Source organism: bacterium (assembly GCA_037131655.1).
In the GTDB taxonomy this organism is placed as follows: Bacteria; Armatimonadota; Fimbriimonadia; order Fimbriimonadales; family JBAXQP01; genus JBAXQP01.
This window is the reverse complement of sequence record JBAXQP010000012.1, coordinates 1-17,660: the sequence shown is the minus strand read 5'-3', so window position 1 is coordinate 17,660 and position 17,660 is coordinate 1. Positions and strand designations below refer to the sequence as shown.

Sequence of the window (17,660 nt, the reverse complement as noted above, 5' to 3'; positions counted from 1 at the left end):
TTGTGATAGGAATGCTCTTTGCTTATAGCTTAGGATGGCTTACCGCAAATCCAAAACATAAAATTGAAGTTGCAGTTATGCAAACGGGGATAGACCAAGCCTATTATCACAGAACACAGCAGATACACGGCGATATCGAGACGACAATGCTTAGTATGCTTTCGTCATTGCCGCCAAAGACGAACAATATTCCGAGAATAGCCATATTCCCCGAAAGTGTCTCTCCTGTTGACCCCTATGAAGTGGCGGAATGGCGCCAAGCGTTAGCATCTCACGCAAAAAATGCTGATTGGATTATTTTCGGCTCTCATCGTGGAAATGATAAAAAATACTCTAATATGGTGGTGCTTTTGGCCAAAGACGGCTCGATTGCGGACAGCTATACCAAAGTGAGGCTGGTTCCCTTTGGTGAATATGTCCCCTACCGTAATGAGATTCCATTCCTTTCGACCTTCAACGTCCTTGAACTCGATGCTACACCGGGAAAAACATACAATCCTCTAAAAGCCGGTTCCGAAGCGATAGGCACACCCATTTGCTTTGAGAGCCTTTATCCGGATGTCTCGCGATCTATGACACTCAATGGCGCTCAGTTTTTTGCCTTCTTAATCAACGATGATTGGTTCGATAGACCAACTCGATGGCTGCATGCGATGGCAGCGCCTATTCGCGCCGTCGAGACAGCTAGACCCGTCGTCCAAGTCACCCCAACGGGAATTTCAATGCTGATCACCTCTAACGGCCGAATGAATATCCTCCCAAGCGGTCAAGTTTCCCATGTCGAAACAATGTCCACGAATAAATATAATCGACTAACCCCATATGTGAGGTTCGGCGACTGGGTGATCTACGGCAGCGCTCTTCTCCTATTAGGAAGCATTACGATCGGTAGAAAACGCAAGGAGACAGCCGAAGATTCTGAAGTGAGCGTCAACGAGGTTTAATCATATCTCGATATTCAATATGTCCACTTACAGTAATATAGACCCTCTCATCGTCTAAGCCTAGTTTGTTTGAGCGGCTTCTACTCTTGATGATGATAAGTGGATCATTTGGCTTTAATTGGTCGAGCTGTTTGCCGACAGCTAACGGATCGACAACATATTTCCAAGGACGAGTTTCAGCGGGATCCGTAGCAAATATTGAATTGAATAATCCCTCCCCAGTCCAAGGTTTGCGATACCACAACGGCAAAGAGGACGAATCCATTTCAGGAACTACTCCCCTATGGGCTTTAACGTATTCACATACAGAAGCGCGAACTCTAAGCAAATCACTTTCTAACACACAAAGGCAGAGTTGATCTTCGATAACAATCGCTCTTATGAAGAAGCGCATTCCAAGAAGAATGATTAGAATTATAACGCCCCTGATAATTCGTTGCTTCACTTTCTTGTTCATAACCAAAAATCACTCATTCTCACTCAGCTTTTAGCCATACCGCTATGGGGTATTCGTCGTTTTTCCAGCTTTCGACGGGGATGCGAATATTGCCTGTTTGAGCTTCTTTTTTAAGGCTATTGAAGTAGCGCGAGGAAGCCCTGGGATGTGGGATTCCAACGATGGGACGCTCAGGAAAGAGATAGCATAACGCATCGAAAACTTTTTGGCCGACTGCCACTAGCGGCCATTCTTTTGGAATGGCTTTCATCTCTTCGAGAAAGTATAGAGCACTGCAGATACGCCTTGTTTGCATAGGCATATCCTGGCCGGCTTTGGTTTCGCACTTGACCATCTCCGTCCACAATATCGGCCCGTCAAATCCCAACCGTTCGACCAATGGCCTGATAAGCTCTCTTATCTGGCCAAAGTAACGAACCTGCGCTAATAGTTGCGCCCCCCGTTTTTCCTGAAAGTTATTTTCTGAAAAAACTTTTCTGAAATTTAACTTTCTTTCGTTATAGGACGTTCTCGCGGGATGCATGCCTACGATAACCATGCCAGGGCCATTTCCGCACCCTTTAATATCCGCCAAAGGAACGCGAGGAATATAACCCAGGTTCTTATCCCAGTTAACGCCTTCGCATTCTTGTTTACAGCAAGCCATTTGCTCAGCGATCATGCGCACAAGCTTATCTAATTTCATATCGGCTCCTCTCTGATCCATATGATTTTGCTCATAAGAGATTAATTAGCGATTAGTGGCTTAATTCCTGCTTATAATTTAATTTAAAAAAATATTTCTCAATCGCCAAAAATGGCGAAGGAGAAAGTAAGACGGTATGATGCTTTTAGATGACACACCGAAGTTAATTTGGGATCACTCAAGCGAGAAATTGCTCCAGCTCCAATCGCAAGAAACCAAAGCATCGAAACGACGTTCATTAATCAGCGGGGTTTTAATACTATTGGCGGCCCGTGGCCAGGGTAAACCACGCGTACATCCAATCTAGCGATGTAGTCCATAGCGGCGAGAAACTCGTTTGAATGCCCTCGGTCACGATTTTCCAGGATAGGGGGGTTGTCACCTGTAAACAGAACGCCGTCAGCTTGGCAATACAAGCAGAGGGAATCAGAGCTGTGACCCGGGGCCCAGATCACCCTGAAGTCCCTATCTCCACAGCGCAACATATCCCCATCGTGCAGCACGCGGTCAACACCCGGAAAATTGCGCGAATAGGCACAGACAACCGGCGAATAGATCTCTCGTATCTCATCCAACATAGTTACATGGTCGTAATGGTTGTGAGTAAGGATTACTTGGGCTATACGCTTCTTGCCTATGCCGGTTGACGCCTCAGCAATTGCTGATATGATATCGGGATCTCGTCCCACATCCACTATGGTGTTGACATCCTCAATGGTTTTCCAGTCGCCGGTCACCAGATATGCATTGCCTGTATAGCAAGTGTTCTTGTTACGATCTATAAGGTTCAGTATTTTCATGATCGCCCAAACAGTTTCTCTATGTGCTTCATCGTTCTAGGAGTCTGCTGAAGTACGGGGCCGTTTCGTATTCCGAATGTTCTGCTCCACAACTTATAACAATACTGAACAACGCCGATGGAAGCGAAGCCACCTCAACGTCGCCCTGCAGCTTTATTTATTGTTCGCTTAAGTAGATCTCCAGAACCGAGCCAACTACTTTAAGCGATCGCGCGCTACATTTGTCTACCGTGTCCCTAGTTGTATGCCAGAACGGATAATTAAAATCAATCAGGTCTATAGTGGGAACCCCTGCCTTAATCATAGGAACATGATCATCATCTATCTCATCAGGAATAGCATCCACAGGGAACACCTTGGCATATCCCAAACGATTAGCAACACTATATATTTTATCAACTAAGTCCGGCGCCGCTTGAATAGAGTTGATTTCCCTAGTCATCAATAGGTTAACAGAACCTACCATATCCACCAAGATGCCCTTGTCGGGTCGTGGCTCCAACATATGCTTTGCATAATACTTAGAACCGAGCAACATATTCTTGGGATAATCACCCAAGTCTTCCCCATCAAAGAACACGAAAATCACGCCAACTTTTGGCGATTTTTCCTTCAAGACCCTAGCCAATTCCAGTAAAACCGCTACTCCTGAAGCCCCATCATTCGCCCCATCAATCGGCTGTTTGCGCTTCGATAGATCAAAATCATTCTCAGCGGTCGGCCGAGTGTCCCAATGGGCGCATAGCAAAATTTGCCGTTTCGCACTCGGATCTGTGAACCCGATAATGTTGGTAAGAGTGTACTGCCGTCCTTTATAAAGATGACTAAAACTTTGCAACTCTACTCTGTTCACATACTTTTTCAATTCGGTTTCAATGAAATTCAACGTTTCGGTGTGCGAACTCGTACCAGGCACTCTCGGCCCGATAGAAACCTGTTTTTTCAAAAGTTCATAAGATTTATCGCCATCGAAAGAAAAAGATGGTCTGGTAACAGCCGAAATCTTGGGAGGCGAACTGCAGCCAATGATCGCCAAACAGGTTATAAGAAGAGCGAATCCCCTCATGGCTTGCCTATAACTCGCGGTTTGTTGTCTAAAGGAAGTGTCTTTTTATCAGCTAGAAATCCCTTTACTCCCTCTTCGATAGTCTGCTCAGTATTGCGAGTAATTTGGCTCTTTTCCCAGATGCGGAAGTAACCCAATGCCCCTCGCGCTAAAGGTGCACTTGTCGCAATCGTGTACTGTTCCGTCGGAACAATGTCACGATCTCCGATTGTTATACTCGTAACTCGCGAACCTGAAGCAGCTTTCGGGTTATATTCCACTTTCATGCCCGAGACTTGCAGGAAAGCGCTGTTTCGCTGTGGCAGTAATCCAAGTGAACGTTCAAATGCCGCTTTGATCTGCTCGCCGCGAAGTGTTAAAACAACCACCTGGTCATCAGGATATTGTAACACCTTAATAACATCGCTAATCGGAATATCTCCAGCTGGAAGAGCGACATCGGCGAAGAAACCGGCGGCTAAAAAAGCCGCATCCGTCTTCGCTTGAGATCGCATCGAATCAACCATCACCTGAGCCCATTGGTTGGACTCGGTTAAAATATTATCTGTATTTATGTTTTGAGGGTTCTTAATGGTTTGTGTCACGGCCCAAAGCGGCAGCACCATTAAGGCGCCAACCATAAGCATTACTATCTTTCGCATTTTAGCTACTCCTCCCGGCCGCATCCTTGCTCAGGGATCTCAGGTAGGATTCGATAAATCCATCTAAGTCTCCATCTAACACTCCCTGTGCATTTCCCGTTTCAAAATCTGTACGAACATCCTTAACGACCGTATAAGGCTGGAGCACATAAGAACGTATGCTGTGCCCCCAGTCGGCTGATGCAACTTCGCCCCTTAGTTCACTTAACGTCTGTTCCGTTTTATTTCGTTCCAAAACTGCAAGTCGCGCTTCAAGAACCTTCATTGCCGTTGCGCGGTTCTTAAATTGCGAACGCTCGTTCTGACAACTAACCACGATTCCAGTTGGAATGTGCGTAATTCTTACTGCCGAATCCGTCTTGTTAACGTGCTGGCCTCCAGCGCCGCTTGCACGGAAAGTGTCGACTCTCAAGTCATCCGATTTGATATCAACCGCGCCCCCTTCAACTTCTGGAAGCACCGATACTCTGGCAAACGACGTCTGCCTTTTGCCCGCCGCATTGAACGGAGAAATCCTCACCAATCGGTGCACACCCGCTTCACCTTTAAGGTAACCATAAGCGAATGCCCCTTCAACCACTAAACTTACTGTTCGGTAACCAGTAACGTCTCCAGGAGTCTCGTCAACAATTTCAATCGAGAACGTACGATTTTGTGCCCAGCGCATATACATTCGAAGCAGCATCGCTGCCCAGTCTGTTGCTTCAGTTCCACCTGCTCCGGCATTCACTTCGAGAACGGCGTTACTCCTGTCATGCTCTCCACCAAGGAGTGTTGCCATCTCGACGTCATTCAACTGCATCAAGATGCTATTCGCCTGTCGCTCAATTTCAGCCTCAACACCTGGATCAGGCGAATCCTCTGCAAGCGAGCGCCATTCATCCAAATCGTCCATCGCCTTCATCAAGCCCTCGTATGGGCTTAAGCGTTCGCGAAGCCTCGCTAATTCTTGTAGAATCTTATTAGCGGAATCAGGATCGCTCCAAAATTCGTTCTCGGTTGTTCTATTTTCAAACTCAACTATCTGCGTCTTAAGTTTAGTGACGTCAAAGATAGTCTCCGATCGCCAACAACCTCTCCCGCCCATGTTCAATCGCTAATTCTAATTCAGGTATCATTTTTTCAACTCCAATTCTATCTCTTGCACTAATTGTACCATTGAACCTAGCTAAGCCTTTCGGCTGCAATCCGACCCTCCAATATCATTAGACGCCAAAAACATCCAATAATCCACTAATAAAATCAAAAAAGGGACAAAAGACCTAGAAACCTATTACGTAGTACGTATTTCGTATTCCGGACATTTCCCCTATTCTATGGAGGGGGGGGCGAAGCCCATACGTCTTAATAGAACATCATTCCGAGCATAAACGAGGAATCTTCCGGAAGGTTTTGGAGGAGGTTGCTTCGGCACAATCATCCTCGCAATGACGCGGAAAACATAAAAAGAGAGCCGCCGAGATGCCGGCGCAACGAGGGATAACTCTACTTACCCCTCATAATTTGTGTCATCGATTGCGAAGCTGAATTGGCGGCTTTTGTGAAGTAATGATTTACTTGTGAGTAGGCTAAGCCGGTATAGAGAACCCCTATGGCGCAGGCTAATACTGTAATAAGCATGCCTGGACGCATTCGGCTTGGGACGGGTAAGCCAGGTTCGGGGTCTCGGACGTACATCGGAACAATTAGCCCAACGTAGAAGAAAAGACTAATGGCGCTATTGACGGCTAATGCGAAGGCTAATGTGATTTGGCCGACGCCTCCAATAGGACCTGGATTTGTCTGCGAAGCTTGGATTGCTGCTTGGAATAGGTTGAACTTGCCGAAGAAACCGGCAGTAGGAGGAATTCCAGCAAGAGAAGCCATGAACAGAACCATCAGCACAGCCGCTAACGGGTGGGTTTTCCATAAGCCGGTCATGTCGCTTATCGCGGTGCTTTCCTTCCCTTGAAGGGTCATAAGGCTTACCACCGCAAATGCGCCTATCGTCATAAGACTATAAGCCATCGTGTAGTAAATCGTTGCGCTAATCCCAAGCGGGTTATGGGCGATTATTCCAATAAGAATATAACCTGCCTGCGCGATGCTCGAATACGCCAACATGCGCTTAGCATCCTTTTGCATAATCGCCACAATATTGCCGCCGGTCATGGTTAATAGAGCTATCACGAACAATATCGGCTGCCAGATATGAATTAGCGAAGGCATCGCCAGAACAACCCTCAGCAGTGAAGCAAAAACCGCAACTTTCACTGCCGCCGCCATATAACCTGTTATCGAAGTCGGCGCCCCTTGATACACATCCGGCGTCCACATATGGAATGGAACAAAGGCCCCCTTGAAACCAAACCCAACCAATAACAGCGCAATACCGGCAATGAGCAGGGTCATCTGGTCAGGTGTCGCGCTATTTAATATCCCAAAAGCGATATCGAGCCGTGTCGAACCGGTCGCCCCATACACAAGCGCAATTCCATACAAAAAGAAACAGCTCGCAAAAGAACCCAAAAGGAAATACTTTATCGCCGCCTCACCCGACCGCTCTTCAGTACGTGATAGCCCAGTAAGCACATAAAGCGAAAGTGAAAGCGTCTCTAGCCCCAAGAACACGACGATTAAATCGAGGCTGGAGATCATCAACATTGCGCCCGCAGTGGTAAAGAGCACCATCGGGTAGAACTCGCTGAAATTGATTCCTTTGGCTTCAAGGTAAGGTTCTGAAAACAGCACTGCCAGTATCGTAACGCCAAGCAGGATGATATTAAACACAATCCCAATCTGGTCGTTCATAATCGAGTTATTGAAGCTGGAAGTCCAAAGCTCATGGCTCCAGATGTAAGAACAGGCAATAATCGCCACCGCTAATCCAAGTAGCGATACGAGAATAAGCGCATTGTTACTCTTAGGCCGAAATGCCAAATCCCAGAAGAGCACAACCGCCCCCGTGATCACCACGATCAAAAACGGCGCCAACGCCCATATATTTACATCAGGTAACTGTATGTTCATGTTTAATTCTTTTCGTATTGCGTATTGCGTATTCAAACAGGCTCATCATTTGTGTTCTGAGCCTACTTCATATGTTCCTTGATCTTCTCTGAATGCAATATCTCGTTCAGATGGTAGCATCGTTAGAAGCAAGCGCGCTATTTGAGATAATTGCTCCATCCGTTCTAAAACCTCATCTTCGCCAAGTATGTGCCGCGCCTTATAGTACCAATCGCGCGCTTCCCGTGCCGAACCTAAAGCATATTCATAAAAGCGACATCTATCTTTCCCCGACCCCCTGCTATATCCCTCTGCAATATTCGCACTTATGGAGCCTAAAGCTCTATTTAGCTGATCCGCAATGGAAATTGTCCGACGATCCTTAACCAGCTTTGAAACATCCTGCCAGCCAATTTCAGCAACGTACAAGCCCAACCGATATACCTTTTGCTTCCAAAGCACATCGTTCCGAATAACTGCCGGTACTGTCGCCTCCCACATGTTGTAATCCATTAATTTTTCATTTAGCATCTAGCCACTTCCGAAATACGTAATACGCACTACGCACTACGAAGCCCCGCTAACGCCTCAGATACCTTTGCGGCGGAGTATTCAGGGATTGCACAGCCGGGAGCTAAGATGAAACTTTTGCCGTCAATCTGGCGGATGGCATCTCGGGCTTGTTCTTGTATTTGTTCGATACTCATCTCGGCGACTTTTGTCTCATCCAGACCACCCATCAGGCAGCCGCTATGGATAGTCCTTGCTACCGATAAATTTGGTTCAGCAGCCCGATCGCTCCAGCAGATGACAGAAGCGGGCAACTCGTGGATCAAATCGAAATAGAGGTTCTTATAGCCATGCAAGTGAATGACACTTAATGGCGCATCTTTGACGGCCGATAAGATCAGTCGGTCGTATTCAAGAAAATACTTCTTATAAATCTCGGCTGTTTCACCTTCAGCCGATGCGCCTGTGAGAGCATAATAAATGCCCTCACAACCAGCTTCAATACATGCCTTCGCATAACGCTCAAGAGAAACGGCAATTGAGCATAATCCTCTGCCAACTACATCGGGATCGATCGTTAGATGGTCGAGCAGTCTGCCATTGGATAACTTATCGGCATAATTGTAAACCCCAAAAACAGTGTCAATCATCGGGACGTTATCATCAAGACCTGCCCTAATCATCTTAAGTGTCTCAAGCTGTTTGCCAAAGTTGCCGTCCGTTGGATCAAGTTCAGGCAAATTAGCCCAATCCGTTACTTCTCGAATAGGACCAACTGGCTCGTAGGGAATATCATGCATGACCTTAAGCATGTCGGGTTTATATCTATCATAAAATTCCAATTCCGCTTGCGCCATGTTAGCCCCCGCAGGCGGCGTTAAACGGAAGTGATACCACATCGAAAATGGAATGCGGTCAGGGATTTCACCCTTCACCGCTGAAAAAATACGTTCTCTTGAGGTCATTGGTCATTCTCCTTAACAGCAAGTTTTGTGGCAGGCTTTTTGACTTTCATCTGTTTAAAAGTCATCTCAGACCACGCGGGGCGTGCGCCTCGATCGAGTGTCGTCTGGCTAATAACATGCGCTACCGATACTTCCATTTTATCAGTTAAAGCCTTCGGATAAAGCCCAATCCAAAAAACAAGCGCAATCAGCGAGGCGACGATCACGCCCTCCCACCATTTGACATCAGGCAGGTTTTGGTTCTTAGGATTATCGTTCGGGCCATAGAATACTTTTTGATACATCCAAAGTAAATACACCGCTGCAAGCACAACTCCCAGAGATGCCAACACGACAAACCAAAGATTTGTCCCATAAAGGCCTAAAAAGTTCGTATGGAACGCTCCGATAAGGCAAAGGAACTCGCCCACGAACCCATTCGTGCTTGGCAATCCCACTGATGAAAGCATAATGACAAGAAATAGCGCGGCATAAATCGGCATCTGCGCCTTGAGGCCACCAAAATCTTTAAAAGAGCGGGTGTGCGTTCGTTCATAAAGAATGCCCACCAGCAAGAACAAAGCGCCGGTGGAGATGCCGTGATTGACCATTTGAAGGACGCTGCCGGTGATCCCCTGCTGATTGAGCGCAAACATTCCAAGCATTACAAACCCAAGGTGCGCAACAGAGGAATAAGCGACCAGTTTTTTCAAATCCTGCTGCATCGCTGCCACAATTGCACCATAAGTAATGCCAATTACCGACAAGCCCATCATCCAAGGAACTGCAGCTTGTGAAGCATCAGGGAAAAGCGGCAGGCAGAAGCGCAGGAAGCCATAGGTCCCCATCTTCAGCAGGACAGCCGCAAGCAGCACAGAACCTGCCGTAGGAGCCTCTACATGGGCATCAGGAAGCCAAGTGTGGAAGGGGAACAACGGCACCTTAATAGCAAATGCCAAAGCGAATGCAATAAATAGCCAAAGCTCGACTTTCGGAGCAATTTGCCCATTCGCCAACACACGCTGAATATCAATCAAGTTAAATGAAGACACCCCAGTCGCGTTGAGATGAATGTAATAGATCGCCACAATCGCAATCAGCATAAACAGCGAGCCGGCGAAGGTGTAGATGAAGAACTTGATAGCCGCATATAGTCGGTTCGCCCCACCCCAGATCCCGATAATAAAGTACATCGGAATAAGCGTCAGCTCCCAGAAAACATAGAACAACACTAAATCCAGCGCCATAAATACGCCCAGCATTCCTGTTTCCAGAAGCAAGAAGAAGAACATGTATTCTTTAATGCGGTTTTGGACGTAAAACGAGAACCAAATCGCCAGGATGCTCATAAATGTTGTCAGAAGGACGAGAAGGATACTAATGCCGTCTATTCCGATATGGTAGCTAATCCCCCACTCCCTGATCCAGGGAGCTATCTCAACAAATTGGAAACCGGAAAGTGTCCCCATATAGCTGAAGAATAGCGGCACGGACAGTGCGAATGTCAGTACGCTAAACCCAAGCGCCGTATAACGTATCGCCTTTGAATTCTCACGCGGCAGAAACGCAATCAACACCGCCCCCACCATTGGTGCGAACAAAACGATACTAAGAATATGCGACCAATAGAAATCCATTCAGTTCACTTTCCTTCAAAGCTATCAGAAGTAGTACGTATTGCGTATTGCGTATTCTCCGGATTCCGGATACGTAATACGTACTACGCAATACGCAATATCTCATCTTCTAAATCCCAAGAAATACACTGCTACTAGAATACAAATCACGCCAAAGAGCATCACAAAAGCATAGCTTCGGACGTAGCCGGTTTGCGCTCTTCGGAACCCTAGGCTGAGGCCGCCGAACACCTTGGCAACTCCATTAACTGCGCCATCGATCACATAAGTATCAAAAGCCGCACAGGCAGTTCCAACCATCGAGCCTACCTTTAGACCAAGGAAATTCGTCATAAACCAATCATAGCCCCACTGCTTACTCGCTAATCGCTGTAAACCAAAGAGGCCGGAAAGGTCTTTTTCAAACTTAGGAAATCGGCGTGCATAAAGAGCTAACCCCATTAGAATGCCAAGAACTGCCACGCCCAGCGCTGTACTTGATACGTTCACTTCTTCAGCAGGCGCTTCAGCAGAACTTGTTGCCGAAGCTAAGAACCCATCAATCGCCCCATGATTAGCCAACGCCCATCCGCCGACAGCGCATAATATAGCTAGCGCCACCAACGGGAACAATATCGACCAGCCTGGTTCGTGCGGGGTAATTACGCCGTGTTTCGGCTCACTGCTTTTTTCCCATCGTTTCGAATCCCAGAAGGTCAATCCCATCATTCGGGTCATATAAAACGCCGTTAAGAGCGCAGTTATCAAAGCGACCCAGTAAAGAATATGCCCTGCATCAGTGCCAAGCACTGGTGAGCTGAGTGTTTTTGCCAAAATCTCGTCTTTAGAATAATAACCCGCAAACGGGAATATCCCGGCAATAGCCAACCAAGCGCACATTGTTGTCCAATAAGTAATTTTTAACGGCTTAGCCAAAGCACCGAAATGGCGCATGTCCTGGGCATGGTGCATCGCTAAGATAACCGAACCGGCAGCAAGGAATAAGAGTGCCTTGAAGAACGCGTGTGTTGTGACATGAAACATACCCGTGTTGAATGCTCCCGCCCCACAAGCCAGGAACATGAAGCCAATCTGACTGACGGTCGAAAAGGCCAAAACCTTCTTGATATCCGTCTGGCCGATGGCAATGGTTGCTGCAAAGAAAGCTGTTGACGCCCCGACAATCGCCACCGTTAGCATCGCTACTTGAGATAGCTCGAATAAAAAGTGCATTCGTGACAACAGGAATACACCCGCAGTCACCATGGTCGCTGCATGAATCAGCGCGGAAACAGGAGTTGGGCCGGCCATAGCGTCCGGAAGCCAGAAATAAAGGGGAAGCTGCGCCGACTTGCCGGTTGCACCCAACAAAAAGAGCAGTGCAATAGTGGTTGTCCATCCTGGATTCGCTCTGAAAACATCCATCGCCTGTTTTGAAAGAATATCAAACGAAAGCACCCTGCCATCGATACCACTGCTCGTTAGAAGGGTAAATAGAGCGAATATCCCCAGCAGGAACCCGACATCTCCAATACGATTAACGATGAAAGCCTTATTTCCCGACCTTGCATTCACTAAATCCTTGTACCAGAAGGAAATCAACAGATAAGAACAAAGCCCCACGCCTTCCCAACCAATGAACATCACCAATAGATTATTCGCAAGCACCAGGGTCAACATGAATGCGATGAACAGGTTGAAATAAGTAAAGAACCGTGAGAAATCAGGATCGTCAGCCATATAGCCCGTCGCATAGATATGAATTAAGCCGCCGACGCCAGTCACAACCAAACACATCAACATCGAAAGAGGGTCTATGCGGAATTCAAAAGGAATATTCAGGTTGCCGACATCGATCCAGGTGAACCATTGCCTGATGAACAACTGGCTGTCTTGCGGCAGGCGAAGTAGCGCCATCAGGATATAAACCGAGACGGCACATGCTGCCAAAACCACAGCGGGGCCTACCCATGCCACGACCGTTCGGCCAACTCGTTTGCCTAAAAAGGCATTAAACAAGAAGCCAAACAACGGCAACAGAGGAACCAGCCATATTAAATTAAAAGCTTTCTCAGGCATCCTACCCTCTCAAAATACTAAGCTCATCCACATCGATATTTTCGCGCAGACGGAAGATGGACACGATAATTCCTAGTCCAACAGCAACTTCCGCAGCGGCAACAACCATTACAAAAATCGCAAACATCTGACCGGCTACTTGAGCTTCATGAGCCGGCACCAACGCACTACCCGAGTGAAAACGCGCGAACGCTATAAATGTAAGATTAACAGCATTCAGCATCAACTCGATGCACATGAACATCACAATCGGGTTGCGTTTGACCACGACACCGATGGCGCCGATTATAAACAATGCTGCCGATAGAGTCAGATAAGCGTTCAAAGGCACCATGTCATATCTTCCTTTTCGCCAATAAAATCGACCCGATGATGCCGACCAGCAGTAACACCGAAGTGACTTCAAATGGGAACACCCACTGTGTAAAAAGCCCAATTCCGATTGTCTCTGCAGTTCCGATACCCCCCGGAGCTATCGGTGGTCTCGCACTCACTGCCGTTGCGACTTGAAAGCCAATAAAAGCCAAAAAGAATAGCCCCAACAGCACTGCAATCGGTTTCTTAATTTCTCCCCGTTCACGCAACAATTCCGGCGCTCCCAAGTTCAGAAGCATAATCACAAACAGAAACAGCACCAGAATAGCCCCGACATACACGATAATCTGCGCTGCCCCAATGAACTGGGCTTGAAGGGTGAAATAGAGCGCGGCTAACGTCAAAAAGTTGACGACCAAAAACAACACGCTGCGCACAGGATTGGCAAACGCCACCACGCTAATCGCTGATCCAATCGCGATCACAGCAAGTACCCAAAACCAAACAATTTCACCACTAAGCATGTTCACTTAATCCCCGTAGCGCCAGTATCTCGCCGGCTCTTTTCTCTCATTTCCGTGTCATTGCGAGGATGATTGTGCCGAAGCAACCCCCTCCAAAACCTTCCTGACTGACCCCTTTGTATTCCCCCTTGGAAAGGGGGAAATTCCGAATCGTTCTTCTTGCTTCTTGCTTCGATCCGTTTCACCTAAACCAAAGGCTCTGCTTCTTTGTACATTGTTAATGTTCGTGCGGTGGATTTGGGCGATTTCCTGTATCGAATTGAAGCTATCGCCGCCACCGCTATTATCAAAACTGCCGGAATTATCGCAATCTGCCAGCCGAAGGTTAACCAGGTCATTACCAAACCTAAAAGAATCAGCGTAAGCGGCAGCAACCCTTGCCAGCTTAAGGCCATCAACTGGTCATAGCGCAAGCGCGGCAACGTTGCGCGTATCCAAATATAGGCCGAGAACATCAAAAACACCTTGCCTATGAACCAAATCCAAGCTAAATATGGCCCACCTACAAAATTCACTGGTCTTGCTAACCATCCGACACCATGCAACGTCAACCACGACGCAATTGTCGACAAATTAACAGGCAAAATAAAGCTGAAACCGCCAAAAAACACAGTCACTGCGAGCATGCTCAAAACAATCATATTCGCATACTCTCCCATATAGAAGGAGGCGAATTTCATCGAGCTGTATTCCGTGTGGAAACCTGCCACCAATTCACTTTCCGCTTCAGGCAGATCAAATGGCGCTCGGTTAGTTTCGGCAACCATGCAAATTGCATATACAATAAACGCCACAAACCCAAAAGGCGTGATCGCGAACCAATTCGAAATCCACGGCACGGCTCCAAGCCAAGGCTTGGTCTGAGCATCAACAATCATAGGAAGCTGAAGACTACCAACCGTCAAAATAATTGTTCCCAGCGCAAGGGTAGCTGGCAGCTCATAAGATATAATCTGTGCCGATGAGCGAAGCCCGCCTAATAACGAATACTTGTTATTCGATGACCACCCGGCAAGCACAATGCCGTACACACCTAGTGAAGACATCGCTAATACCCACAAAATGCCAATATCCACATTCGCAACTGGTGTAAGATAGCTGAATGGCGCCCCTGCTCTAACTGGGATTGTTGGCCCCCATGGAATAGTTGCCAACGCCACAAACGCAGGCATTAAAGCTATCATAGGCGCTAGCCAATAGATGAGCGGATCGATGCTGTAGGGCCGAATCTCTTCTTTGAAGAAGAGCTTAATTCCATCGGCAATAGTCTGCAATAACCCCTTCGGCCCCACTCGATTAGGCCCAAGACGATCCTGCATAAAGCCCAGAAAACGCCTTTCCCATAGAATAAGAAAAGGCACCGATGCCAATAGAACGGCCAGCACGATCGCTATCCGCAAGATTGCCCAAAACCAAGGTGAATTCAGTATGACGTTTATCATGATCGTATTACGTATTGCGTAGTTCGTATTCCGGTTTCCGGAAATACGTAATACGAACTACGTACTAGCCTCCCATCTCACTCCGCTCTCTCCCAGGAGGTCGTAAGTACAATTTTGGTACTGCGGGACTGCTTTTGAAATCTCTTCCATCACCTCTCGCGGGCTAAATGGCGGAGGGGTGGGACGCTTGGCTTGCATCGCTTGTAAGCGCAGATAAAGCTGAGCGAAAATGTTCCAGTCGGGCTTCACATCGGGCGCAGAGGTTACACATATCTCGGTTTTCTGGACTCGGCGTTCAATATTCGTGAAAGTGCCTTCTTTCTCTGAATAGGCAGCTGCAGGCAGCACCACATCGGCATAATCCATCAGTTCGTTTTCGACAATATCCTGTACTACTACAAAGGGAGCGGCTTCCAAAGCCCGTTTAGCAAGGTCAATGTCATAGTATCTGGTTAAAGGGTTGCAGCCAACTAGATACAAACATCGGGTTAACCCCGCCATTGTTGCTTCAAATATGCCCTGCATCCCTAATCCCTGCTCATTCAAAATCGTTGTATCCCAGAGCGTATCGAAAGCCTGTCGAGAATGGTCATCTCTCACGGCTTTATAACCCGGAAGCGCATCCGGCAATAAGCCCATATCCATCGCTCCATGCGAATTGCATGAGGGGAGCATCAGGTTCAAACCGCCATTCTTATTGCCTACCACAGTCGTCAATTTTATCAAATCATCAAGCAATTGCTTAATATGGGGGTTGTCCTGAACGCCAGCTCCGGCCAAAATCACTGCGCCATCTGATTCAGCAAGGATTTTAGCGGCGTGCTGCAACTCATCGGGACTGATCCCAGCCTCTTTCTTAGTCCACTCCGCCGTATATTCGCTCATTTCCTTCCGAAGCTCGCCTACATTACTCAAGCGCTCCTCAGGCATCACTCCATTAAGCAACTGATGAAGCAATCCACGGACTAAAGCATCTTCTTCCCCAAGCTTGTATTGCATTGAGACTTCGCTGAAGTGCTCCGAAGCGGTGGGGATTGGGTTGGCTGTTATTACACGAGCGCCATGTCTGAGCCATGCTTTCCGCGCGCGTAGATAGATAATCGGCTGCTCGGTAATCAGTTCTGAACCGAGAACAAAAATAGCTTTCGCCTTTTCCAAACTTTCAATCGAATTCTGGGTCGACGGCACACCCAGTTTGACGTACATCCCATCGAGTATCGAAAGTTGATTGCGGTGCATTCGATGGTCGAGATTATTTGAACCAAAACCTGCTCTAAAGAACTTCTGGAACATCCAGTTGTCTTCATTCGTCGTTCGCTCGCCACCCAGTCCGGCAATCGCATTCGGCCCAGCCGCGTTGACCGCTTCCATAAACTTATTCAAAATCAGATCATAAGCCTCCGGCCAGGTCGCCGGTTCTAGCCCCGATGCTTTGCGTATCAACGGTTGTGTGAGGCGCTTATCACTGTTCACATAGTAGGAATGGAATTTGCCTCTATCGCATGTCCACTCTTCATTAACTGCCTCATTCACCCGCCCGTTAATTCGCATAAGCTTGTTCAGGCGCACATCGAACCAGACATTACAACCATTCGAGCAAAGCGAGCAGAGAGTCTTTCGTTTCAAAATATCCCATGGGCGAGCGCGAAAACGATAGGTTCGGCTTGTAAGCGCTCCTACAGGACAAATCTCAATGACGTTACCGCTGAAAAAGCTGGTGAAACGGGTGTCTTCAAAGCTAGAGACCATCGTATTGGCCCCACGGAAATTGAACGCTAGTTGCCCATCTCCTGAAATTTCCTCAGTAAATCTTGTGCATCGGGCACACTGAATACATCGCTCCCGATCGAGCACCACATAATCGCTTAATGGAAAGGCTTTAACGAGATGGCGCTTATCTTCGATATAACGCGATTTACCCGGACCATAAAAAAGAGTGTTGTTCTGTAGAGGACATTCCCCGCCTCGATCGCAGACAGGGCAGTCTAGAGGGTGATTTATAAGCAAAAATTCAATTATGCCTTTGCGGTCTTTTATGATCTGTTCGGTGTCGGTGAACATGATCATGCCCTCACTGGCAGGAAGTGTGCAAGCAGTCTGAGGTTTGGGATTCATTCGGACGGAACCATCAGGCTGTTTGGAGCCTATTTCAACCAGGCACATTCGGCACATCCCCACCGGAGACATGCGTGGGTGATAGCAAAAGATAGGAATATCGATGCCCAGCCGCTTAGCGGCCTCGACCATCAATTCCCCCTTAGGCACCCTTAGTTCAACATTATTAATGGTAACCGTAACTTCTTCCGGCCCCAACTTCTCTTTCTGTTCCTCAGACATTCGTACCTCAGTTTTAGCTGGGAAGCTTTTAGCTATCAGCATTCAGCTTCCTGATGGACGCCCCACTTAGTCGCCCCTACACAAAGTCTTACTGTGTCATTGCGAGGGATGCCTCGTGCCCGTGGCAATCTCCTCCAAAACCTTCCTGACAGATTCCACACCTTCGCAAAAGCTTCGGAATGTAGGGGGCTTCGCCCACTGGCCCCTTAATCCCAGAATCCGTACCCATCACCTAGAACCTATCACCTAACACCTGTATCACGGCGTTCCCTTGGGCATCATTTTTCTGGCTTCTGGGTCATCGGCTAGGAT

Annotated in this window: 16 protein-coding genes; 1 reads left to right on the top strand and 15 read right to left on the bottom strand. The window is 47.5% G+C overall.

From position 1 onward, the window contains the following. Positions 1-944: apolipoprotein N-acyltransferase (gene lnt / locus WCO51_01300; GenBank protein ID MEI6511896.1), on the top strand; the 944-nt coding region annotated here is incomplete at its 5' end. Here lnt and WCO51_01295 read toward each other — a convergent pair. The 15 genes from WCO51_01295 to nuoG all read right to left on the bottom strand — a co-directional run bounded on the left by WCO51_01295 (position 931) and on the right by nuoG (position 17,390). Continuing rightward, the gene (locus WCO51_01295; protein ID MEI6511895.1) at positions 931-1,401 is read right to left on the bottom strand and encodes a hypothetical protein; all 471 of its coding nucleotides are present in this window, start codon (positions 1,399-1,401) and stop codon (positions 931-933) included. The two genes, lnt and WCO51_01295, sit on opposite strands and share 14 nt — an antisense overlap. A 19-nt stretch (positions 1,402-1,420) precedes the next feature. Next, positions 1,421-2,086 carry a hypothetical protein gene (locus tag WCO51_01290; protein ID MEI6511894.1) on the bottom strand — a complete coding sequence of 222 codons (666 nt, stop codon included), beginning with the start codon at positions 2,084-2,086 and terminating at the stop codon, positions 1,421-1,423. Between the two features lie 242 nt (positions 2,087-2,328). After that, positions 2,329-2,886 (bottom strand): MBL fold metallo-hydrolase, encoded by a 558-nt coding sequence (locus WCO51_01285; protein ID MEI6511893.1) that lies wholly within the window; start codon positions 2,884-2,886, stop codon positions 2,329-2,331. A 157-nt stretch (positions 2,887-3,043) separates the two neighbouring features. Continuing rightward, complete coding sequence (locus tag WCO51_01280) at positions 3,044-3,952, bottom strand: M28 family peptidase (GenBank protein MEI6511892.1); 909 nt, start codon at positions 3,950-3,952, stop codon at positions 3,044-3,046. Further along, on the bottom strand, positions 3,949-4,593 hold the full coding sequence (locus WCO51_01275) for a 5'-nucleotidase (protein ID MEI6511891.1): 645 nt from the start codon (positions 4,591-4,593) through the stop codon (positions 3,949-3,951). The genes WCO51_01280 and WCO51_01275 overlap by 4 nt, the downstream gene beginning before the upstream one ends. Position 4,594: 1 nt before the next feature. Next, positions 4,595-5,711, bottom strand: a protein-coding gene (gene prfB / locus WCO51_01270; GenBank protein MEI6511890.1) for a peptide chain release factor 2 whose coding sequence is annotated in 2 segments (ribosomal slippage) — positions 4,595-5,641 and positions 5,643-5,711 — 1,116 coding nt in all. Because the reading frame shifts where the segments join, the coding sequence is not laid out codon by codon here. A 367-nt stretch (positions 5,712-6,078) separates the two neighbouring features. After that, complete coding sequence (locus WCO51_01265) at positions 6,079-7,602, bottom strand: NADH-quinone oxidoreductase subunit N (GenBank protein ID MEI6511889.1); 1,524 nt, start codon at positions 7,600-7,602, stop codon at positions 6,079-6,081. Positions 7,603-7,647: 45 nt separating this feature from the next. After that, positions 7,648-8,112, bottom strand: a complete 465-nt coding sequence (locus tag WCO51_01260) for a four helix bundle protein (protein ID MEI6511888.1) — start codon at positions 8,110-8,112, stop codon at positions 7,648-7,650. A gap of 29 nt (positions 8,113-8,141) precedes the next feature. Then, positions 8,142-9,056: a uroporphyrinogen decarboxylase family protein gene (locus WCO51_01255; protein ID MEI6511887.1), complete on the bottom strand. Its 915-nt coding sequence runs from the start codon at positions 9,054-9,056 to the stop codon at positions 8,142-8,144. Continuing rightward, the gene (locus WCO51_01250; GenBank protein MEI6511886.1) at positions 9,053-10,672 is read right to left on the bottom strand and encodes an NADH-quinone oxidoreductase subunit M; all 1,620 of its coding nucleotides are present in this window, start codon (positions 10,670-10,672) and stop codon (positions 9,053-9,055) included. The genes WCO51_01255 and WCO51_01250 overlap by 4 nt, the downstream gene beginning before the upstream one ends. 102 nt (positions 10,673-10,774) lie before the next feature. Further along, positions 10,775-12,730, bottom strand: coding sequence for an NADH-quinone oxidoreductase subunit L (gene nuoL, locus WCO51_01245; GenBank protein ID MEI6511885.1), 1,956 nt, complete (start codon positions 12,728-12,730; stop codon positions 10,775-10,777). A gap of 1 nt (position 12,731) precedes the next feature. Then, on the bottom strand, positions 12,732-13,064 hold the full coding sequence (nuoK, locus tag WCO51_01240) for an NADH-quinone oxidoreductase subunit NuoK (protein ID MEI6511884.1): 333 nt from the start codon (positions 13,062-13,064) through the stop codon (positions 12,732-12,734). Position 13,065: 1 nt separating this feature from the next. Continuing rightward, positions 13,066-13,569, bottom strand: coding sequence for an NADH-quinone oxidoreductase subunit J (locus WCO51_01235; GenBank protein MEI6511883.1), 504 nt, complete (start codon positions 13,567-13,569; stop codon positions 13,066-13,068). 185 nt (positions 13,570-13,754) lie between these two features. After that, positions 13,755-15,011 carry a complex I subunit 1 family protein gene (locus tag WCO51_01230; GenBank protein ID MEI6511882.1) on the bottom strand — a complete coding sequence of 419 codons (1,257 nt, stop codon included), beginning with the start codon at positions 15,009-15,011 and terminating at the stop codon, positions 13,755-13,757. Positions 15,012-15,068: 57 nt separating this feature from the next. Further along, complete coding sequence (gene nuoG, locus WCO51_01225; protein ID MEI6511881.1) at positions 15,069-17,390, bottom strand: NADH-quinone oxidoreductase subunit NuoG; 2,322 nt, start codon at positions 17,388-17,390, stop codon at positions 15,069-15,071. Between the last annotated feature and the right edge of the window lie 270 nt (positions 17,391-17,660).